Below are 19,714 nucleotides of genomic sequence, written 5' to 3'. Positions count from 1 at the left end.
AAAATCATTCTGGCAGTCGCTTTATCTGTGGCTACCACGGCGGCGTTTGCTCAATTGACGACGAATAATATCGGCAATTCCAGTACAAGCAGTTCGTCCACCTCCACTAGCCAGCAAACGTCTGCCATCCAGGGCAGTAGCGACTTACTTGGGACTTTAGAGGGAAGTGATACCGGGACTGTGCCTGACAGTACTGGCATTCAGATTACAAACCCTGTGACGATGCCGGTCTTAGGGCACACAGGTAACCTCAGGCAACCCGGTCCAATCCGTAAGTAATCGACTTTACGGGTGAACATAACATCCCTTATTTTCACCCGTATAAAGTTACATCACTTCGAGGTAATTACTTCCCTTCAATGCTCAGTTTCAACTGCTCTGCTACTCGTTTTGGCAGCGGGATATCCGTGCGTGATGTCGGCAATAAAATGCACCATATTGCGCGCTACGGTGATGACCTGAGTATTGGCAATTTTTAACATTGTGAACCCTGATTATGATGTTGAGATATTTGCGGTCTAGCTTATTTTTTTATCACCAGTTACCGCACTATTGTTAGACCTATATTCACACACTCTTTGTGGTTATCTGATTTCTCGCCCTTCTACTCATTAAGTATGGGTTCACTACCCAATGCTTAGCGAATTGATTTTGCTCAATAACCCATCAGCAACTGTTGGTATTTTCGCGGCCATTCATACGTCATAACAATGAGGTTACGATGGACGTCAGTCGCAGAAAATTTTTCAAAATCTGTGCCGGCGGGATGGCAGGGACAACCGCCGCAGTTCTGGGATTTGCACCCAAAGCGGCACTCGCGGAGGTGCGCAATTACAAGCTAATGCGCGCTAAAGAAACCCGCAATTCCTGTACATACTGCTCTGTAGGTTGCGGATTATTGATGTATAGCCTGGGCGATGGTGCGAAAAACGCCAAATCCAGCATTTTCCATATTGAAGGTGACCCGGATCATCCAGTCAACCGGGGCGCGTTATGCCCGAAAGGTGCGGGCCTGCTGGATTACATCCACAGCGAAAGCCGCCTGCGTTACCCAGAATACCGCGCACCAGGTTCTGATAAATGGCAACGCATCAGTTGGGAAGATGCTTTTTCACGTATCGCTCGCCTGATGAAAGACGACCGCGATGCCAATTTCATTGAGAAGAACGAGCAGAATGTCACGGTCAACCGTTGGCTTTCCACCGGCATGTTATGTGCGTCGGCGGCCAGCAACGAAACCGGCATGCTGACACAAAAATTTGTCCGCTCACTGGGCATGTTAGCAGTAGATAACCAGGCGCGCGTCTGACACGGACCAACGGTAGCAAGTCTTGCTCCAACATTTGGCCGCGGTGCGATGACCAACCACTGGGTTGATATCAAAAACGCAAACGTTGTGATGGTGATGGGCGGTAACGCCGCTGAAGCTCATCCGGTGGGTTTCCGCTGGGCGATGGAAGCCAAAAACAACAACGATGCCACGCTTATTGTGGTCGATCCGCGCTTTACCCGCACCGCTTCGGTCGCGGATATTTATGCGCCGATTCGTTCCGGCACCGACATTACTTTCCTGTCGGGTGTGCTGCTGTACCTGATTTCCAATAATAAAATCAACGCTGAATACGTTAAGCATTACACCAACGCCAGCCTGCTGGTGCGTGACGATTTCAGCTTCAATGACGGCTTGTTTAGCGGCTATGACGAAGATAAACGCCAGTACGATAAAACGAGCTGGAACTATCAGTTCGATGAAAACGGCTACGCGAAACGCGATGATTCACTGACCGATCCGCGTTGCGTGTGGAATTTGCTAAAAGAGCACGTTTCCCGCTATACGCCAGAAGTTGTCGAACACATTTGCGGTACACCGAAAGCCGACTTCCTGAAAGTCTGCGAAGTGCTGGCTTCCACAAGTGCTGCCGATCGCACCACGACATTCCTGTACGCGTTGGGTTGGACACAGCACACCGTGGGTGCGCAGAACATCCGTACTATGGCGATGATCCAGTTGCTGCTCGGCAATATGGGCATGGCGGGTGGCGGCGTGAACGCATTGCGCGGGCACTCCAATATTCAGGGTTTAACCGATCTCGGCCTGCTTTCCACCAGCCTGCCTGGTTATCTGACTTTGCCGTCGGAGAAACATACAACGCTTGAAACCTATCTTGCTGCCAACACGCCAAAAGCCACGCTGCGAGATCAGGTGAACTACTGGGGTAACTACCCGAAGTTCTTCGTCAGCCTGATGAAAGCGTTTTATGGCAATGATGCACAGAAAGAAAATAACTGGGGCTTCGATTGGCTGCCGAAGTGGGATCAGTCCTACGACGTGCTGAAGTACTTCGACATGATGGACCGCAACAAAGTCAGCGGTTATATCTGCCAGGGCTTTAACCCGGTGGCGTCGTTCCCGGATAAAAACAAAATTGTCGCGAGCCTCAGTAAGTTGAAATATCTGGTGATTATCGATCCATTAGTCACTGAAACGTCGAACTTCTGGCAGAACCACGGCGAGATGAACGACGTTAATCCCGCTGAGATTCAGACCGAAGTATTCCGTCTGCCTTCGACTTGCTTTGCCGAAGAAGACGGTTCAATTGCCAACTCTGGGCGCTGGTTGCAGTGGCACTGGAAAGGGGCCGACGCGCCAGGACACGCACGTACTGACGGTGAAATTTTGGCCGGGATTTATCATCGCATACGCGAGATGTACCGCACTGAAGGCGGTAAGGGTGCCGAGCCGCTTCTGAAAATGGGCTGGCATTATGAGCAGCCCGACAATCCAGAGTCCGAAGAAGTCGCCAAAGAGAACAACGGTTACGCGCTGGAGGATCTCTATGATCAGCACGGTAATCTGTTGGCGAAAAAAGGCCAGCTTCTGGATTCGTTTGCACTCTTACGTGACGACGGCTCTACCGCTTCCGCCTGCTGGATTTACGCCGGTAGCTGGACTGCGAAAGGCAATCAGATGGCAAACCGCGACAATGCCGATCCGTCTGGCCTTGGCAATACGCTGGGTTGGGCCTGGGCGTGGCCGCTTAACCGCCGCATTATTTACAACCGCGCATCTGCCGATCCGCAAGGTAAACCGTGGGATCCGAAACGGATGCTTATCGAATGGAACGGTGTGAAGTGGGTCGGTAACGATATTCCGGACTACAACACTGCCGCGCCTGGCAGTGGCGTCGGGCCGTTTATCATGCAGCCGGAAGGCTTGGGTCGACTGTTTGCCATCGACAAAATGGCGGAAGGCCCGTTCCCTGAACACTACGAGCCGTTTGAAACGCCGCTTGGCACCAACCCGCTACACCCGAATGTGGTTTCGAACCCGGCAGCACGCCTGTACGAAGCCGATGCCAAACGCATGGGCAAGCGCGAGCAGTTCCCGTATGTCGGCACTACGTACCGCCTGACCGAACATTTCCATACCTGGACTAAGCACTCGCGGCTTAACGCCATCGTACAGCCTGAGCAGTTTGTAGAAATCAGCGAGAAACTGGCGAGAGTAAAAGGGATTGCCAATGGCGACTATGTAAAAGTCAGCAGCAAGCGTGGCTTTATTCGTGCGGTTGCGGTGGTGACTCAGCGTTTGCAAACGCTCAATGCGGGTGGGCAGGAAGTGGAAACCGTGGGTATCCCTCTGCACTGGGGCTTTGAAGGCACAGCGCGTAAAGGCTATCTCGCCAATACCCTGACGCCATCAGTCGGTGACGCTAACTCGCAAACGCCAGAGTACAAGGCGTTTCTGGTCAACATTGAGAAGGCATAAGGAGCGAAATCATGTCCATGCAATCTCAGGATATTATCAAGCGTTCGGCAACTAACAGTTTCACACCGCCGCCGCAAGCTCGTGACTTCAAGGAAGAAGTCGCAAAGCTCATTGACGTCACAAGCTGTATTGGCTGCAAAGCCTGCCAGGTGGCGTGCTCGGAGTGGAACGACATCCGCGATGAAGTGGGTCATTGCGTGGGGGTTTACGATAACCCCGCCGATTTGAGCGCTAAATCCTGGACGTTAATGCGCTTTAGCGAAACCACGCAAAACGGCAAGCTGGAGTGGCTTATCCGCAAGGATGGCTGCATGCACTGTGAAGATCCGGGTTGCCTGAAGGCGTGCCCATCTGCCGGTGCCATCATCCAGTATGCCAACGGTATCGTCGATTTTCAGTCGGAACATTGTATTGGCTGCGGGTATTGCATCGCCGGTTGCCCGTTCAATATTCCGCGCCTGAATAAAGACGATAACCGCGTCTACAAATGCACGCTGTGCGTCGATCGCGTAAGCATTGGCCAGGAGCCTGCCTGCGTGAAAACCTGCCCGACGGGGGCCATTCATTTTGGCACCAAGAAAGAGATGTTGGATGTGGCTGACGAACGTGTGGCGAAACTGCAAAAACGCGGTTACGAACACGCAGGACTCTACAATCCACAAGCGGTTGGTGGTACGCATGTAATGTATGTACTGCATCATGCCAACCAACCGGAGCTGTACAACAATCTGCCAAAAGACCCGAAAATTGATACACCAATCAACCTATGGAAAGGGATCCTCAAACCGTTATCGGCAGCAGGTTTCATCGCCACGTTTGCCGGGCTGATTTTCCATTACATCGGTATTGGGCCTAACGAAGAGGTGGATGAAGACGAGGAAGAACATCATGATTAAGCAGAGCAAATCCATTGTCAGGACGAAGTTTATCGACCGCGCCTGCCACTGGACGGTGGTGATGTGTTTCTTCCTTGTATCCCTCTCAGGCATCGCGCTGTTCTTTCCTACGCTGCAATGGCTGACAGAAACGTTCGGCACACCGCAGATGGGGCGCATTTTGCACCCGTTCTTCGGCGTGCTGATTTTCGTGGCGCTGATGTTTATGTTTGTACGTTTCGTGCATCACAATATCCCGGAAAAGCAGGATTGGCCGTGGATTAAAAACATTGTTGAAGTGCTGAAGGGTAACGAACATAAAGTGGCGGACGTTGGCAAATATAACGCGGGGCAGAAGATGATGTTCTGGACCATTATGAGCATGATTTTCGTGCTACTGGTGACCGGCGTGATTATCTGGCGGCCTTATTTTGCACCGTACTTTTCAATCAAACTTGTGCGCTACAGCCTGCTTATCCACGCGACTGTTGCCATCATTTTGATCCACGCCATCCTGATTCATATGTACATGGCGTTCTGGGTGAAAGGGTCGATAAAAGGGATGATTGTCGGCAAAGTCAGCCGCCGCTGGGCGCAGAAACACCATCCGCGCTGGTATCGCGCCATTGTTGCCAGGGAAGCGAAGAAAGAAAGCACTGAAGGGTTGTAATCGTTCTCCCCGGCGAATTTATCGCCGGGGATTTGAATCAACGGTTATTTTCCCGGACAATGCCTTTAGTTTTTTAACTCCGGCGTAACAATGACATGAAACACCCTTTGGAAACCCTGATGAGTGCTGGCGGTATCTTGCTGCTAGCCTTCTTTTCCTGCCTGCTGCTGCCAGCCCCAGCGCTGACCATCGAACTGGCACAAAAACTGATCGCGATGTTCCATTTGCTGGATATTAACCAGCTATACACCATCATTTTCTGCCTGTGGTTTCTGGGGCTGGGTGCCATCGAATACTTCGTGATTCGCTTTATCTGGAAACGTTGGTTTTCAATTGAGAGGGATGCATAGAGAGAGGTTTCAGGCGGTAATTAACCGCCTGAATGATGGGATTAGCGATTGAGTATTGCCGCTATAGAACGAATGTCGTTGCCGGTAGGTGCCTGATGAATACGCAGGCCAAACTCATCAACCACAGCAAATATATGCTCAAAGATATCAGCCTGAATGGCTTCATATTCCAGCCACGCTACGGTATTGGTAAAGGCATAAATCTCAATCGGTAAACCTTCTGCACCTGGCGCTAACTGGCGAACCATCAGCGTCATGTCTTTGCGAATACGCGGATGGTTTTGCAAATATTCATTCAGGTAAACACGAAATGTGCCGACGTTAGTCATGCTACGCCCATTAAGAACTGAAACACTCTCGCTATTATACGTGCGATTATACTCTTCAATTTCTTTACTGCGCACGTCCATATAAGGTTTCAATAACTTAGCCTTCTGCAAACGCTCTATTTCCTCGGCTGAAAGGAAATGAATACTGGTGGTATCAATATTAATACTGCGCTTAATACGGCGACCGCCAGACTGCGACATGCCGCTCCAATTTTTAAAAGCATCTGAAACCAGCGCGTAGGTTGGAATAGTGGTAATGGTATTATCCCAGTTACGTACTTTCACTGTCGTCAGGCCAATATCAGTTACCGCACCATCAGCACCAAATTTAGACATTTCCAGCCAGTCACCCAGCTTTAACATGCGGTTTGCCGAAAGCTGAATACCCGCTACCAATCCAAGAATGGGGTCTTTAAAGACCAACATCAGCACCGCTGCCATCGCACCTAAACCGCTGATAAGAATGGCAGGCGATTGGCCAATAATTCTTGAGACGATCATGATACCAATGACAATTGAGCTAATTAACTTTACACCCTGGAATATCCCTTTTAGGGGAATATTCGACGCGAGGGTGAATTTTTGCGAGATGTTATAAATAACATCCAGCAAAGAAAATAACGACAGCAAAGCATAAAGCATAATCCACAACTGTGCACAGGTGATCAATATCGTGCTGACATCACTGCCCTTCTGCAACCACAGAACTGCCTGAATATTAACGATAACGCCTTGCAGGGTGAACGCAACCCTGTGGAACAATTTGTTTTCTGTGATGATTTGCAACCACAGATGCTGACTGGAATTAGCACGTTTCTCAAAGGCTCGCAGCACTATTCTGTGCAGAATAAAATGCACGACCAGAGAAAATATAAATATAATACCCAAAACCATTAATATTGAAGTTGTCGGGTCAAGAACAACGCCAAAGCGGCTCAAAAACAAACTCAATTCTTTCATAATTACTCCTTCCTCACCAGGGCATATCATGATGGCTCGTGATTCCATCTGCAACTGCAATGTCAATTTTAATTCCTTGAATATTCCTTACAATATTTTCATTGCATTCATGATGTAGTGGATAATTCTTAGGGATAATAAATAGATAAAAATTTAAAGCGCGAGAGATTTTTCAACGTCTGGCTATACTAAATTTAAGAATGTTAAAACAGCGAGATTTCAGTATGCCTTTAAGCGATTTTGTTCATTCTGATCCCTACACCCTCGGTATTGAGCTGGAATTGCAGATAATCAATCCGCCAGCCAACGATCTTAGCCAGGATTCATCGCTGCTGATTGACTCACTGAAAGGTGCTGTGACCGAAGGTGAAGTCAAACATGACATCACTGAAAGCATGCTGGAAATCGCAACCGGCGTCTGTATCGACATCGCGCAGGCTAATTCACAACTTGCCCATTTACGCCAACACGTTCTGCAAGCGGCTAGCAAACATCATCTGGCCATTTGTGGTGGCGGGACGCATCCGTTTCAAAAATGGCAGCGTCAGGAAGTTTGCCAGAGCGAACGATATAATCAGACGCTTGAGCTGTATGGCTATTTAATGAAACAAGCAACAGTATTTGGCCAACATGTGCATGTTGGGTGTGAAAACGAAGAAGATGCTATCTATTTACTGCATGGCTTATCGCGCTTCGTTCCGCATGTCATCGCGCTCTCGGCATCCTCGCCCTATATACAGGGTTCGGATACCACTTATGCCTCGTCACGCCTGAATATCTTCTCAGCGTTTCCGGACAACGGCCCTGCCCCTTTTGTCGGTGACTGGCAAGAGTTTAAATGGATGTATCAACGCCTTGAGTCCAGCAGCATCGTCCAGTCAATGAAAGACCTGCACTGGGATATTCGTCCAAGCCCGAAATTTGGCACCATTGAAGTACGCGTCATGGATACGCCGTTGACTCTGTATCGTGCAGTAAATATTGCCGGGTTTATTCAGGCTCTGGCCCACTGGCTGCTTAGCGAACGTCCATTTGTACCGCGTTCAGAAGACTATTTGCTGTATCGCTTTAACCGTTTTCAGGCTTGCCGCTTTGGTTTGGATGGGGTTCTGACCGATGTGCGTACCAGTGAACAACGAACACTTGCAGAAGATATTCTACCGCTGCTTGATACTCTCGCGCCTTATGCCGCACAACTTCGCGCCACATCAGCTTTAGAAGCCATCGAGGGTTACGTGCGTAATAACGACAGTGATACACGACGCATTCGTGAGTTTGTCGCGAATGGTGGCCTCCTGACCGAATTGATGCGCGAACATTGCGAAATGTGGGCAACAAAATGAATGAAATAGACAAAACATCGCTAAGAAACACGTTAGACACTCACTCTGGATAAGCTTATAAGTTGCGTTTATGAATACGAATTAACCCTTATAACGCAGTGCTTCAATAAATAGCGAAAATGCCGTGGTGTGCTGTTTGCGACTTGGATAATAAAGATAGTAACCGGGGAACGGAGTGCACCACTCTTCCAGCACTTTTACGAGTTCACCACGCGCGATAGCCTCTTTTACGGTGTCGTCCGGTACATATGCCAGGCCTAACCCGACCACGGCGGCATCAATACGCTGGCGTAGGCTGTTAAACGTCAGTTGCCCATCTACGCGAACACGTAATTCTCGGCCATCTTTTTCAAATTCCCACGCGTACAGGCCTCCCATGGTGGGCAGGCGCATATTGATGCAATTGTGATTTTGCAACTCCTGCGGAGATTGCGGTACACCCTTTTTCGCAAAGTAATCTGGCGAACCAACGACGGCCATGGTCATATCCGGCCCGATACGTACCGCAATCATATCTTTGGCAACCTGCTCACCCAGGCGGATCCCGGCATCAAAACGCCCGCTAACGATATCGGCAAGTGTGTTGTCGACAGTGATTTCTACCTTGATGTCCTGATGTTCGCTGAGAAATGATTTCAGCACCGGCCACAAAACTGAATCAACCGCGTGCTCACCTGCGGTAATGCGGATATTTCCCGCCGGTTTTGCACGCATTTCAATCAGCGCTTCCAGCTCACCTTCGATTTCAGCAAAGCGTGGCCCGAGGCTTTCCACCAGCTTTTCTCCCGCTTCAGTTGGCGCAACACTGCGCGTGGTTCGCGTGAGTAAACGCAATTCGAGACGTTCTTCGAGCCCACGAATAGCATGGCTTAACGCTGACTGCGATACGCCTAGTTTGGCGGCAGCCTTAGTGAAGCTGCGTTCACGAGCCACCACCAGGAATGAAATCAGATCGTTAAAATTCTCTTTTAACATGTGGTTTTCTACCGCCATTTCTCATTAACAGACACTGAGTATATGCAGATTCATGAGTTCAGCTCATAGCTCCTTTCGCATTTAGCGGACTAATTACCTGATGCCATTAGCGATACAGTTTGTTTTCCGATAACACGGCAAGCCAGGACACGTTTCCTATACTTCAAAGTCGATGTTGTCCATTTAAACCCGTCATCCTGCAAGTTGCAGGGGTGTTGGTTGCACTTACAAACCCGGCTGCAAATGCCGAACGGAGGAAAAAGTGGAAGAAAAAATGAAAATTGTCCAGGCAGGCTCACAACCTTCTCAATCAGGTCCGGAAAGCTACTTCACAGGCAGAGTCCGTATTGATGCACCTTTCCAGACCACGCCTCCTGCACGTACTGGTGGCGCAACCGTCACATTTGAACCCGGCGCACGTACCGCATGGCATACCCATCCGCTTGGCCAAACGCTGATCGTTACGCATGGCCACGGTTGGTTACAGGAATGGGGGGCTGAAATCCGTACTATTAATCAAGGCGATATCGTCTGGATCCCTGAGGGTGTGAAGCACTGGCATGGTGCAACGCCTGACAACGCTATGACGCATATCGCGATTGCTGAATCACTTAACGGCATCCCTGTTGAGTGGATGGAACACGTCAGCGACGATCAATACAAAAAATAGCATCTCAATCCGGAGAACAAACATGACGATGAAAGTGCTCGGATATGCGGCTCAATCCGCACAGGTTCCCCTTGCGCCATACGAATTTATGCGACGCTCACCGCGCCCTGATGATGTGGTGATTGAAGTGATGTATTGCGGCGTGTGCCACTCAGATCTTCACCAGGCACGCAACGACTGGGGATTCAGTAGTTATCCGCTGGTGCCAGGACACGAAGTTGTCGGTCGCGTGGCCTCCGTGGGTAGCGATGTTACGAAATTCAAACCTGGTGACTACGCCGGAATTGGTTGCATGGTGGATTCCTGTCGTACCTGTCATCCATGTAAAGAAGGGCTAGAGCAGTATTGCGAAGAAGGCAACGTCCAGACTTACAACGGCGTCGATCGCCACGATCATTTGCCAACATACGGTGGCTATTCACAAGCCATTATCGCCTCTGAAGATTTTGTGCTGAAAATGCCTGACGGTATGGATCTGAAAGGTGCGGCCCCGCTGCTGTGTGCAGGTATCACCACCTGGTCACCGCTGCGCCACTGGAATGTGGGCAAAGGCAGCAAAGTGGCCGTTATCGGGTTGGGTGGTTTAGGCCATATGGCACTGAAATTAGCTAACGCAATGGGAGCAGAAGTTACGCTGTTCACACGTTCTGCCAGCAAAGAAGCCGACGCCCGTCGTTTGGGTGCACATCACATTGTACTTTCTACTGATGATGGGCAAATGGCCTCTGTGACGAATCAGTTCGACCTGATTATCGACACCGTACCTTACAACCACGATATCAATCCTTATATGCCTACGCTGACATTGGACGGGACATTAGTGTACGTCGGCTTGCTTGGTAAAATTGAGCCGCCAGTCAGTACCTTGCCATTGCTTCTTGGCCGTCGTTCGATTGCCGGTTCCTGTATTGGTGGCATCAAAGAAACCCAGGAGATGCTGGATTTTTGCGGTGAACACGGCATCGTTTCTGATATCGAAATGATCAATATGGCGGATATCAACGAAGCCTATGAACGAATGCTGAAAAGCGATGTGAAGTATCGTTTTGTGATTGATATGGCGACACTGAAAGCCTGATTGCTCTCACCCCTCTCTGTAAAAAGAGAGGGTAACCCCAAAGCCCCACTCCCCCTGCGCTTCAAATATTGGTCCTACCAATTCAGAAAAAAACGTGACTCATTTACGAATAATGACAATTAAACAACACAGCAATTGCCATTAATTAACAAAAGATTAACCATTACGCATTGTTTACCCTATATCGCCAGATTGGTCTGACCAATAAAGCGAAAAATAATAAGCACATCACGTTCTGGAGAGTCTTGCATGCAAGCCTGGCAACAAGTCTACGACCCCGCTGGTAACATCTGGCTATCAAGCCTTATCGCCGCTATACCGATTATTTTCTTCTTCTTCGCACTGATTAAACTGCGCATGAAGGGTTACACAGCCGCAACCATCACCGTGGGTTTGGCATTACTCGTTGCACTATTTTTCTACCGCATGCCAGTTGACCGTGCATTGTCGTCAGTGGTGTACGGCTTCTTCTACGGATTGTGGCCCATTGCGTGGATTATTATCGCCGCCGTTTTCGTCTATAAAATCTCGGTGAAAACGGGGCAGTTCGACATTATTCGTTCCTCGATTCTTTCCATTACACCAGACCAGCGCCTGCAAATGCTGATTGTCGGTTTCTCTTTCGGGGCATTCCTTGAAGGTGCGGCAGGATTTGGTGCGCCAGTAGCCATTACCGCCGCATTGCTGGTTGGTCTCGGGTTTAACCCGCTATATGCTGCCGGTTTGTGCCTGATTGTAAACACAGCGCCCGTCGCGTTCGGGGCGATGGGTATTCCGATTATTGTTGCAGGCCAGGTGACCGGACTGGACAGTTTTGAAATTGGTCAGATGGTTGGCCGCCAGTTGCCATTCCTGACGATCATCGTGCTGTTCTGGATTATGGCGATTATGGATGGCTGGCGTGGCATTAAAGAGACGTGGCCTGCCGTGATGGTAGCGGGTGGATCATTTGCCATCGCGCAGTTTCTCAGCTCAAACTATTTAGGCCCGGAACTGCCGGATATTATTTCTTCGCTGGTTTCGCTGGTTTGTTTGACCGCTTTCCTGCGCGTTTGGAAGCCGGTTCGCATCTTCCGCTTTGGCGATATCGGTGCGTCTGTTACCGACCAAACGCTGGCTCGCAAAAATTACACCATGGGCCAGGTGGTTCGCGCCTGGATGCCGTTTATCTTCCTGACCGCCACCGTCACGCTGTGGAGTATCCCGCCGTTTAAAGCGCTATTTGCTCCTGGTGGCGCAATGGCTGACTGGGTATTTAACTTCTCTGTGCCGTTCCTCGACAAAATGGTCGCCAAAATGCCGCCTGTGGTGGCTCAGAGCATGGCTTACGCTGCGGTCTACAAATTTGATTGGTTCTCCGCAACCGGTACCGCGATTTTGGTTGCCGCGCTGATTTCCATTGTTTATCTGCGCATGAAGCCAAAAGCGGCTATCGAGACATTCGGTGAAACGCTCAGGGAACTGGCGCTGCCGATTTACTCCATCGGTATGGTGTTAGCGTTCGCGTTTATCTCCAACTATTCTGGCCTTTCGGCAACGCTTGCTCTGGCACTGGCGCACACCGGACATGCCTTTACCTTCTTCTCGCCATTCCTCGGTTGGTTGGGCGTGTTCCTGACCGGTTCTGATACGTCGTCAAATGCCTTGTTCGCTGCATTGCAGGCGACAACAGCACAACAAATTGGTGTGTCAGATCTACTGTTGGTTGCCGCAAACACCACGGGTGGTGTTACCGGTAAGATGATTTCGCCGCAGTCTATCGCCATCGCCTGTGCAGCCGTTGGCCTGGTGGGCAAAGAGTCCGACCTGTTCCGCTTTACCGTAAAACACAGCCTGATTTTCACCTGTATGGTGGGGGTTATCACCACGCTACAGGCTTACGTCTTAACCTGGATGATCCCTTGATGACAATACAACCGCGCCTGGCTGACCATCTGGTCGAGCGCGTTAAGGCGCTTATTAACGAACGTAAACTGGAGGCGGGTATGCGATTACCCGCTGAACGCCAGCTTGCTGCTGAAATGGGCGTTTCACGCTCATCAATTCGCGAAGCCATTCAAAAGTTGATTAGTGAGGGTGTGCTAATTAGCCGTCGCGGCGGGGGTACGTTTGTACGTTACGAAGTCCAGCCGTGGTCGGAACAGCGTATTGTTCAGCCACTAAAAACGCTGGTTGAAGATGACCCCAATTACCGTTACGACATTTTAGAAGCCCGCCACGCGATTGAAGCCAGCACCGCCTGGTATGCCGCGATGCGTGCAACCCAGGCCGATAAAGAAAAGCTCATCGCCTGCTTTGACGCCACAGTGAAATTCAAAGAGAGCGACGATCCAGACCTGGCAGCACAAGCCGACGTGCGTTTTCATCTGGCGATTGCCGAAGCCTCGCACAACATCGTGTTACTCCAGACAATGCGCGGCTTTTTCGATTTGTTGCAATCCTCCGTGATGCATAGCCGCCAACGCATGTACACCGTACCGGCCATTTTTGCCGGACTCACCGAACAGCATAACGAACTGTTGCAGGCCATTCTGGCAGGCGACCCGGAGCGCGCACGCCGAGCCGCGAAAACACATCTCGGGTTTGTCCATACCACCATAAAAACCCTACATGAAGACGAAGCCCGGCAAGTGCGAATTAACCGTTTGCCGGATGAAGACACCGACGTAATAAGGGACGAAAATCCATGATTATTTCCGCTGCAACTGATTACCGCGCCGCGGCACAGCGCATTCTGCCCCCATTCCTGTTCCATTACATCGACGGTGGGGCTTATGCCGAACACACGCTACGTCGCAACGTTGACGACCTGGCTCAGGTGGCATTAAAGCAGCGCGTGTTGAAAAATATGTCCGAATTAAGCCTTGAAACCAAACTGTTCAATGAAACGCTTTCAATGCCCGTTGCGCTGGCACCAGTGGGTTTGTGTGGTATGTATGCCCGTCGTGGTGAGGTGCAGGCGGCCAAAGCTGCCGCAGCCAAAGGCATTCCGTTCACACTTTCCACGGTGTCCGTTTGCCCGATTGAAGAAGTTGCCCCAGCGATTGACCGCCCGATGTGGTTCCAGCTTTATGTTTTGAAAGACCGTGGTTTTATGCGCAATGCACTGGAGCGAGCCAAAGCGGCAGGTTGTTCAACGCTTGTGTTCACCGTCGATATGCCAACACCTGGTGCACGTTACCGTGATGCCCACTCTGGCATGAGCGGGCCAAATGCCGCGCTGCGCCGTTACTGGCAATCAGTAACGCATCCACAATGGGCGTGGGATGTGGGTCTGAACGGTCGCCCGCACGACTTAGGAAATATCTCTGCCTATCTGGGTAAACCAACGGGGCTTGAAGATTACATTGGTTGGCTAGCAAATAACTTTGACCCATCTATTTCCTGGAGCGATCTGGAGTGGATCCGTGAGTTCTGGGACGGCCCAATGATTATCAAAGGTATTCTTGATCCACAAGATGCCAAAGACGCGGTGCGTTTTGGTGCCGATGGAATTGTGGTTTCTAACCACGGTGGCCGCCAGCTCGACGGTGTACTTTCGTCATGTCGCGCCCTGCCCGCCATTGCCGATGCAGTAAAAGGCGATATTGCGATCCTTGCCGACAGCGGGATCCGCAACGGTCTGGACGTTGTACGCATGATTGCATTGGGTGCCGACACCGTTTTGCTGGGTCGTGCTTATCTGTACGCTCTGGCAACTCATGGCCAGGCAGGCGTTACCAATCTGCTGAACTTAATCGAGAAAGAAATGCGCGTAGCGATGACGTTGACTGGCGCAAAAAACATCGCCGAAATCAGCCCTGAGTTGCTGGTACGCGAAGGTCTGAAAGATATTCTTTCGCCAGAGGGTATGGCGGTTGGGTTTTAGATAATGAGTGGCTCGCCTTGGAAAACGTGGCGAGCATTTCACTTATCCTGTCAGCTCGGCAAAGTGGATGCCAGCCGCATTAATGATTTTTTTTGTGGTGCTTATTGTAGGATTACCGCGTTCAGAAAGCGTTCTGTAAAGTGTTTCACGATTGAGTTTTGTTTCGGCTGCAATCTTGCTAAACCCACCTCGCGCCTCCACAAGACGACGTAACGCCAGAAGGAATAATACCTCACCGTTTTCTTCATCCAGACCCGCAAATGCCTCTTTCATGTATTCAACGGCAAAGGCGTGATCTTCCTGAAGCATTTCGATGACTGTTTTATCGAACTCATTAAATTGCATTATTTGACTCCTGATATTCTTGCCACCACGCAACGGCCTGGTCGATATCTGCCTGCTGCTTGCGTTTATCCCCACCGAGTAATAGCAAGTAAGTGTCCTTTCCTTCATGAGCGTAATAGATCCTGTAGCCAGGCCCTTCGTCTACACGCATTTCCCAAACGCCATTCCTGCAAGGCTTATGATCACCTGGATTGCTGAGCGCTAACTGGTCAATCCGCCGGACAATTTTTGTTTTAGCCCGCGCATCCCTTAATGCTTTTAACCATTCGTTAAATGGTGCCCTACCGTTTTGTAGCGTGAAGAACTTAATAATATTCATCCTTGAAACCTCTCAATTGTAGCTTTTATACCACACCAGTCAATGATTTTTTTGAGCGATGCAACTGCTTGCCGTAGCAATCTATTTCAGGTTGAGGAAAATCAAGAGCGAAGTTAGAAAGGATGTTTACGCTTTGCGGCACTTATTCCATGACACAAAAATAAATCGAATAAATCCCGCCGCTCAGGTGTTCACTGCATACCGAACACAGTGAGGGCATTATCATGAAGCGTTTTATTTCCCATCTGTTACCCGTTGTTGCAACCAGTTTTTTGCTGTTATCCGGCTACGCTCAGGCCATGGGCGGCAGCAATAATGAACCCGTTCCTCCAACCTGCCCTAAAGGGCAAATTTACGATGCTAAAACCAAGACCTGCATGGTGGACAAAGGCGGGATGATTAGCGACGAGGCGCGCACTGACTATGCTTATGCGCTGGCAAAAGATAAGCGCTATCAGGAAGCGTTGGATATGCTCAATACCCTTAAAGACCCCAACACTGCCGAAGCCCTGAACTATCGTGGATATGCCACTCGCAAGCTGGGCCATACTGATGAAGGAATCAGCTATTATTTAAAATCTGTAGCGCTTGATCCTAAATATCCTAAAGTCCGCGAGTACTTGGGCGAAGCGTACATGATCAAAAACCGTCCCGACCTTGCCCGCGAACAGCTTGCCGCAATTAAAACCCTGTGCGGTACAAGCTGCGAAGAATATCGCGACCTGGCAGCCGCCATCGACGGCCATCCTGAATCCTGATCTAAATGCCCCTGGAGGCGAAAATCAGCAGCGAAGCGATACGCCAGCAAATCGCGCAATATCTCCCCCGCCTGTGGCGATACGGCCTTGTGTTAAGCCATCGGCGGGACGTTGCTGACGATTTAGTCCAGGCAACTTGCGTGCGGGCGCTTGAGCGTTCTGCACAATTTATTGCGGGCAGCAGAATGGACCGCTGGTTGTTTTCCATTCTGCACTCCATCTGGCTTAACGAAGTTCGCTCCCAACTGATTCGTCGTGGCCAGGGTTTTGTAGATGTTGATGAACTCACGGGCGCGGGAAATAGCGAGGACCCCATCTGGTCTAACGACGTGATGAAATGTGTGAATCGTTTACCCGAAGCGCAGCGCGATACGGTGTTTTTAGTTTACGTTGAAGAGCTGTCGTACCGGGAGGCCGCAGTTGTGTTAAATGTTCCACTTGGCACAGTAATGAGTCGATTAGCCACAGCCCGCCTGACACTGGCTCAGGAGCCGGCCATTCAACCTGATACGCCGCAGATGAAAGGAGATAAATCATGAGCTTTTCTGGAAACACGGATGAACTGCTGGTGGCTTATCTGGATAATGAACTCAGCGTGTACGAACGAGCCGAGCTTGAAGAACGACTTAGCCACGATGATTATCTGGCAAAACGGCTGGCCTTTTTCGAGCACACCAGCTTACCGTTTAAAGCAGCATTTGAACCGCTGCTGGAAGCCGCGCCGCTGGCTAAGTTGCAAACCCATCTGAAGCCAACCGCAACCTCTGCTGTATCACGGCGCAGTTTGATTGCTGCTGCAGTCAGTTTTCTGGCGCTCGGCGTGATTGGCGATCGTACTTTCCTGCACTTTGCTCAACCCGAAGAAAACTGGCGCGAATTAGTGGCTCAATATATGGCGCTTTATACACCAGAAACCCTTGCTGAAACGCCGACTAATCAAGCATTAGAAGCGCAGTTGCAAAGCACGGGGACAGGATTGGGTGTGCCTCTCATCGCTGCAAATCTTGCCTTGCCAAATGCCACACTGAAAAACGCTCGTGTGCTGGCTTATGACGAACAACGCATCGCACAAATCACCTGGCTTGATGCCACAAGCGGCCCGTTGGCGTTGTGTATTACGCACAATACAGGCACGCCGATGACATCTCAAAACGAGCAACGGCTAGGCATGAACATTGTTTATTGGGCAACGCCAAGCCACATGTTTATGGTTATAGGTCACGGTTCTGCGGCGCAGATGAGCGATATTGCCGAGAAATTGCAAAAAAATATCAGCGCTTAGCTCTGGCAAATAGCAACGCCATACAACAATTTTGCATCTTTCACCGTCGAAAACAGACGTCAAAAAACCATGTCAGTGTAACTTCTGCCATCACTTTAGGATGATGGTGAAGTGGATAAACCCAGCGTTTATCCACTCTGCACTGACTTATTGCACTAACGCGGCCAGCTTCCCAAACACCCCTGCGCCATCGGCATCACGCCGGATTTGCACCACATCTTCGAGCTTGTCGATTTGACTGATCATTTGCTCAAGACGCTGGTCGTCGACCACTTGCAGCCAGATTCGGCTCTGATCACCCTGCGGGAGCGGCAGACAGAGAATGCCTTCGACGTTAAAGGCACGGCGAGCAAACAGGCCGCAAATGTGAGACATGACGCCAGGATGGTTGCGTACCGTAAGTTCTAGAATAACGGTTAGTTGTTGCATGGATTATTCTCCAATCATCTCAATGTTGGCAGCACCTGGCGGCACCATCGGGAATACTTTTTCACTGGCATCAATGCGGACATGAATCAGGCACGGACCAGGACGTGAAATAGCTTCTTGCAGCGCCTGCTGTGGGTTTTCTGCGGCATTCAAATCGCACGTCGCCAGGCCAAAACCTTCAGCAATTTTCAGGAAGTTAGTTTGCCCTGAGTAGGTCGCGGCAAAAACATTTTGTTGGTAGAACAGCGTTTGTTGTTGATGCACCAGCCCCAGTGCCTGGTTGTTCAGCAGGATGATTTTCACATCCAGATTATGTTCTGCTGCGGTCGCCATCTCCTGAATATTCATCATGATGCTTCCATCACCGGAGAAGCACAGCACTTTGCGCGTCGGTTCAGCCAGTGCGGCACCGACCGCCGCTGGCAAGCCAAAGCCCATCGTTCCCAACCCGCCGGATGTCAGCCACTGGCGCGGACGGTTCAGCGGGTATGCTTGTGCCACCCACATTTGGTGCTGACCTACGTCTGTGGTGATAATCGCGTTGTCATCCACACATGCCGCTGCTGCGTTAATCAGGCCATATGGCGTTAACGGGTTATCTACACCAGGCATATTGAATGGGAATTCTTGCTGTAAACCGGCAACTTGCTGCAACCACTGTTGGCGCGGTTGGGCATCGATTTTTGGCAGTAATTGCTCAAGCACTTCACCCACATCTCCACGAATCGCGACATGAGCCTGTTTGATTTTACCCAGTTCCGCACGGTCGATATCAACGTGAATGATTTTCGCATTCGGACAAAACTCTTCAGTTTTACCAATCGCCCGGTCGTCGAAACGCGCACCCAAAACAATCAGCAAATCCGCTTCCTGCAAAATATAATTGGTGCTGCGCGCGCCGTGCATCCCCAGCATCCCCAGTGATAACGGGTGCTTTGCCGGAATGGTACCGAGCGCCATTAACGTCATGGTGGTTGGCAGGTTGGCTTTCTCAGCCAGAACGCACGCGTTAGCGTGGGCATTGATAACCCCACCACCGAGGTACAGCACCGGCCGCTGCGCCTGGTTAATCATCGCGGCAGCATCGGCAATCTGTTGGGCTTCAAACTGTGGCGCAGGGGTATGTGCAGAAACGGGCGGTAACTCGCTGATATCAATCTCAGCGGTCTGTACGTCTTTCGGAATATCAATCCATACCGGTCCTGGACGGCCAGATTCAGCAATGCGGAACGCGTCGCAAATGACCTGTGGCAGTTCAGCGATATCGCGAACCAGATAGTTATGTTTGGTGATGGGGATAGAAATGCCGTAGGTGTCGACCTCCTGGAAAGCATCGGTACCGATCATCGATTTCGGCACCTGACCGGTGATACACACCAGCGGGATAGAATCGAGACGTGCATCGGCAATAGCAGTAACCAGATTTGTAGCACCAGGCCCACTACAAGCGATACACACGGCAGCTTTGCCTTGAGTTCGCGCCATTCCCTGCGCCATAAAGCCTGCACCCTGTTCGTGGCGTGCCAGAATATGGCGGATTTTTTTGCTTTGGCTGAGTGCGTTGTAGAGCGGCAGAACGGTGCCACCGGGAATTCCGCTGATGGTATTAATGCCATGGTGCTCAAGCAGTTGCACGATTAACTGTGCGCCCGTAATACGGTTTGCTTGCGGTGGGTTTTCCGAAATTGCCATGC

General features: G+C 50.5%; 20 protein-coding genes. 13 read left to right on the top strand and 7 right to left on the bottom strand.

Translation table 11 applies throughout. The annotated features are described in order from the left end of the window. Positions 1-356: 356 nt before the first annotated feature. The gene (locus tag FH968_RS24070) at positions 357-482 is read right to left on the bottom strand and encodes a hypothetical protein (protein ID WP_255431496.1); all 126 of its coding nucleotides are present in this window, start codon (positions 480-482) and stop codon (positions 357-359) included. A 239-nt stretch (positions 483-721) separates the two neighbouring features. On the opposite strand from FH968_RS24070, the gene fdnG reads away from it, so the two are divergent. The 4 genes from fdnG to FH968_RS09850 all read left to right on the top strand — a co-directional run bounded on the left by fdnG (position 722) and on the right by FH968_RS09850 (position 5,664). After that, positions 722-3,769: a formate dehydrogenase-N subunit alpha gene (gene fdnG, locus FH968_RS09865; RefSeq protein WP_139878977.1), complete on the top strand. Its 3,048-nt coding sequence runs from the start codon at positions 722-724 to the stop codon at positions 3,767-3,769. Between the two features lie 11 nt (positions 3,770-3,780). Beyond that, the gene (gene fdxH / locus FH968_RS09860) at positions 3,781-4,665 is read left to right on the top strand and encodes a formate dehydrogenase subunit beta (protein WP_139878976.1); all 885 of its coding nucleotides are present in this window, start codon (positions 3,781-3,783) and stop codon (positions 4,663-4,665) included. Continuing rightward, entirely contained in the window at positions 4,661-5,314 is a 654-nt protein-coding gene (fdnI, locus tag FH968_RS09855) for a formate dehydrogenase-N subunit gamma (RefSeq protein ID WP_139879010.1), read from the top strand. The genes fdxH and fdnI overlap by 5 nt, the downstream gene beginning before the upstream one ends. Before the next feature lie 95 nt (positions 5,315-5,409). Further along, the gene (locus FH968_RS09850; protein ID WP_139878975.1) at positions 5,410-5,664 is read left to right on the top strand and encodes a DUF1158 domain-containing protein; all 255 of its coding nucleotides are present in this window, start codon (positions 5,410-5,412) and stop codon (positions 5,662-5,664) included. A gap of 41 nt (positions 5,665-5,705) precedes the next feature. On the opposite strand, the gene FH968_RS09845 is transcribed toward FH968_RS09850, so the two are convergent. Continuing rightward, positions 5,706-6,953, bottom strand: coding sequence for a mechanosensitive ion channel family protein (locus tag FH968_RS09845; RefSeq protein WP_139878974.1), 1,248 nt, complete (start codon positions 6,951-6,953; stop codon positions 5,706-5,708). A gap of 224 nt (positions 6,954-7,177) precedes the next feature. On the opposite strand from FH968_RS09845, the gene FH968_RS09840 reads away from it, so the two are divergent. After that, positions 7,178-8,296 carry a YbdK family carboxylate-amine ligase gene (locus FH968_RS09840; protein WP_139878973.1) on the top strand — a complete coding sequence of 373 codons (1,119 nt, stop codon included), beginning with the start codon at positions 7,178-7,180 and terminating at the stop codon, positions 8,294-8,296. Between the two features lie 81 nt (positions 8,297-8,377). On the opposite strand, the gene FH968_RS09835 is transcribed toward FH968_RS09840, so the two are convergent. Next, positions 8,378-9,271, bottom strand: coding sequence for a LysR family transcriptional regulator (locus FH968_RS09835; RefSeq protein WP_139878972.1), 894 nt, complete (start codon positions 9,269-9,271; stop codon positions 8,378-8,380). A gap of 274 nt (positions 9,272-9,545) precedes the next feature. Here FH968_RS09835 and FH968_RS09830 point away from each other — a divergent pair, with 274 nt between their 5' ends. The 5 genes from FH968_RS09830 to lldD all read left to right on the top strand — a co-directional run bounded on the left by FH968_RS09830 (position 9,546) and on the right by lldD (position 14,887). Next, entirely contained in the window at positions 9,546-9,941 is a 396-nt protein-coding gene (locus tag FH968_RS09830; RefSeq protein WP_139878971.1) for a cupin domain-containing protein, read from the top strand. A 22-nt stretch (positions 9,942-9,963) separates the two neighbouring features. Beyond that, positions 9,964-11,019, top strand: a complete 1,056-nt coding sequence (locus FH968_RS09825; RefSeq protein ID WP_139878970.1) for an NAD(P)-dependent alcohol dehydrogenase — start codon at positions 9,964-9,966, stop codon at positions 11,017-11,019. Between the two features lie 249 nt (positions 11,020-11,268). Continuing rightward, the gene (gene lldP, locus FH968_RS09820) at positions 11,269-12,924 is read left to right on the top strand and encodes an L-lactate permease (RefSeq protein WP_139878969.1); all 1,656 of its coding nucleotides are present in this window, start codon (positions 11,269-11,271) and stop codon (positions 12,922-12,924) included. Continuing rightward, positions 12,924-13,709: a transcriptional regulator LldR gene (gene lldR, locus FH968_RS09815; protein WP_139878968.1), complete on the top strand. Its 786-nt coding sequence runs from the start codon at positions 12,924-12,926 to the stop codon at positions 13,707-13,709. Before lldP ends, lldR begins: the two co-directional genes overlap by 1 nt. After that, on the top strand, positions 13,706-14,887 hold the full coding sequence (gene lldD, locus FH968_RS09810; protein ID WP_139878967.1) for an FMN-dependent L-lactate dehydrogenase LldD: 1,182 nt from the start codon (positions 13,706-13,708) through the stop codon (positions 14,885-14,887). Before lldR ends, lldD begins: the two co-directional genes overlap by 4 nt. 42 nt (positions 14,888-14,929) lie before the next feature. On the opposite strand, the gene FH968_RS09805 is transcribed toward lldD, so the two are convergent. Continuing rightward, the gene (locus FH968_RS09805) at positions 14,930-15,232 is read right to left on the bottom strand and encodes a DNA-binding protein (RefSeq protein WP_139878966.1); all 303 of its coding nucleotides are present in this window, start codon (positions 15,230-15,232) and stop codon (positions 14,930-14,932) included. Then, positions 15,222-15,551 (bottom strand): type II toxin-antitoxin system RelE/ParE family toxin, encoded by a 330-nt coding sequence (locus tag FH968_RS09800; RefSeq protein WP_139878965.1) that lies wholly within the window; start codon positions 15,549-15,551, stop codon positions 15,222-15,224. The genes FH968_RS09805 and FH968_RS09800 overlap by 11 nt, the downstream gene beginning before the upstream one ends. A gap of 224 nt (positions 15,552-15,775) precedes the next feature. On the opposite strand from FH968_RS09800, the gene FH968_RS09795 reads away from it, so the two are divergent. The 3 genes from FH968_RS09795 (at position 15,776) to FH968_RS09785 (ending at position 17,591) form a co-directional block, all read left to right on the top strand. Then, entirely contained in the window at positions 15,776-16,309 is a 534-nt protein-coding gene (locus tag FH968_RS09795) for a hypothetical protein (RefSeq protein ID WP_139878964.1), read from the top strand. Positions 16,310-16,398: 89 nt separating this feature from the next. Beyond that, entirely contained in the window at positions 16,399-16,848 is a 450-nt protein-coding gene (locus FH968_RS09790) for an RNA polymerase sigma factor (RefSeq protein ID WP_255431497.1), read from the top strand. After that, on the top strand, positions 16,845-17,591 hold the full coding sequence (locus FH968_RS09785) for an anti-sigma factor (RefSeq protein ID WP_139878962.1): 747 nt from the start codon (positions 16,845-16,847) through the stop codon (positions 17,589-17,591). The genes FH968_RS09790 and FH968_RS09785 overlap by 4 nt, the downstream gene beginning before the upstream one ends. A gap of 147 nt (positions 17,592-17,738) precedes the next feature. Here FH968_RS09785 and ilvN read toward each other — a convergent pair whose 3' ends face one another. Further along, the gene (ilvN, locus tag FH968_RS09780) at positions 17,739-18,020 is read right to left on the bottom strand and encodes an acetolactate synthase small subunit (RefSeq protein WP_139878961.1); all 282 of its coding nucleotides are present in this window, start codon (positions 18,018-18,020) and stop codon (positions 17,739-17,741) included. A 3-nt stretch (positions 18,021-18,023) separates the two neighbouring features. Continuing rightward, a complete protein-coding gene (gene ilvB / locus FH968_RS09775; RefSeq protein ID WP_139878960.1) occupies positions 18,024-19,712 on the bottom strand; it encodes an acetolactate synthase large subunit in 1,689 nt (562 codons plus the stop codon). Positions 19,713-19,714 lie beyond the last annotated feature (2 nt).

The organism is Buttiauxella sp. B2 (assembly GCF_006376615.1).
Taxonomy (GTDB): domain Bacteria; phylum Pseudomonadota; class Gammaproteobacteria; order Enterobacterales; family Enterobacteriaceae; genus Buttiauxella.
This window is presented reverse-complemented; position numbering and strand designations above follow the sequence as displayed.

What these genes read in the sequence shown, in the direction of transcription:
- FH968_RS24070 (WP_255431496.1), bottom strand. Translation starts at nt 482, where the DNA reads ATGTTAAAAATTGCCAATACTCAGGTCATCACCGTAGCGCGCAATATG.
- fdxH (WP_139878976.1), top strand. Translation starts at nt 3,781, where the DNA reads ATGTCCATGCAATCTCAGGATATTATCAAGCGTTCGGCAACTAACAGT.
- FH968_RS09850 (WP_139878975.1), top strand. Translation starts at nt 5,410, where the DNA reads ATGAAACACCCTTTGGAAACCCTGATGAGTGCTGGCGGTATCTTGCTG.
- FH968_RS09845 (WP_139878974.1), bottom strand. Translation starts at nt 6,953, where the DNA reads ATGAAAGAATTGAGTTTGTTTTTGAGCCGCTTTGGCGTTGTTCTTGAC.
- FH968_RS09840 (WP_139878973.1), top strand. Translation starts at nt 7,178, where the DNA reads ATGCCTTTAAGCGATTTTGTTCATTCTGATCCCTACACCCTCGGTATT.
- FH968_RS09835 (WP_139878972.1), bottom strand. Translation starts at nt 9,271, where the DNA reads ATGTTAAAAGAGAATTTTAACGATCTGATTTCATTCCTGGTGGTGGCT.
- FH968_RS09830 (WP_139878971.1), top strand. Translation starts at nt 9,546, where the DNA reads ATGAAAATTGTCCAGGCAGGCTCACAACCTTCTCAATCAGGTCCGGAA.
- FH968_RS09825 (WP_139878970.1), top strand. Translation starts at nt 9,964, where the DNA reads ATGACGATGAAAGTGCTCGGATATGCGGCTCAATCCGCACAGGTTCCC.
- lldP (WP_139878969.1), top strand. Translation starts at nt 11,269, where the DNA reads ATGCAAGCCTGGCAACAAGTCTACGACCCCGCTGGTAACATCTGGCTA.
- lldR (WP_139878968.1), top strand. Translation starts at nt 12,924, where the DNA reads ATGACAATACAACCGCGCCTGGCTGACCATCTGGTCGAGCGCGTTAAG.
- lldD (WP_139878967.1), top strand. Translation starts at nt 13,706, where the DNA reads ATGATTATTTCCGCTGCAACTGATTACCGCGCCGCGGCACAGCGCATT.
- FH968_RS09805 (WP_139878966.1), bottom strand. Translation starts at nt 15,232, where the DNA reads ATGCAATTTAATGAGTTCGATAAAACAGTCATCGAAATGCTTCAGGAA.
- FH968_RS09800 (WP_139878965.1), bottom strand. Translation starts at nt 15,551, where the DNA reads ATGAATATTATTAAGTTCTTCACGCTACAAAACGGTAGGGCACCATTT.
- FH968_RS09795 (WP_139878964.1), top strand. Translation starts at nt 15,776, where the DNA reads ATGAAGCGTTTTATTTCCCATCTGTTACCCGTTGTTGCAACCAGTTTT.
- FH968_RS09785 (WP_139878962.1), top strand. Translation starts at nt 16,845, where the DNA reads ATGAGCTTTTCTGGAAACACGGATGAACTGCTGGTGGCTTATCTGGAT.
- ilvN (WP_139878961.1), bottom strand. Translation starts at nt 18,020, where the DNA reads ATGCAACAACTAACCGTTATTCTAGAACTTACGGTACGCAACCATCCT.
- ilvB (WP_139878960.1), bottom strand. Translation starts at nt 19,712, where the DNA reads ATGGCAATTTCGGAAAACCCACCGCAAGCAAACCGTATTACGGGCGCA.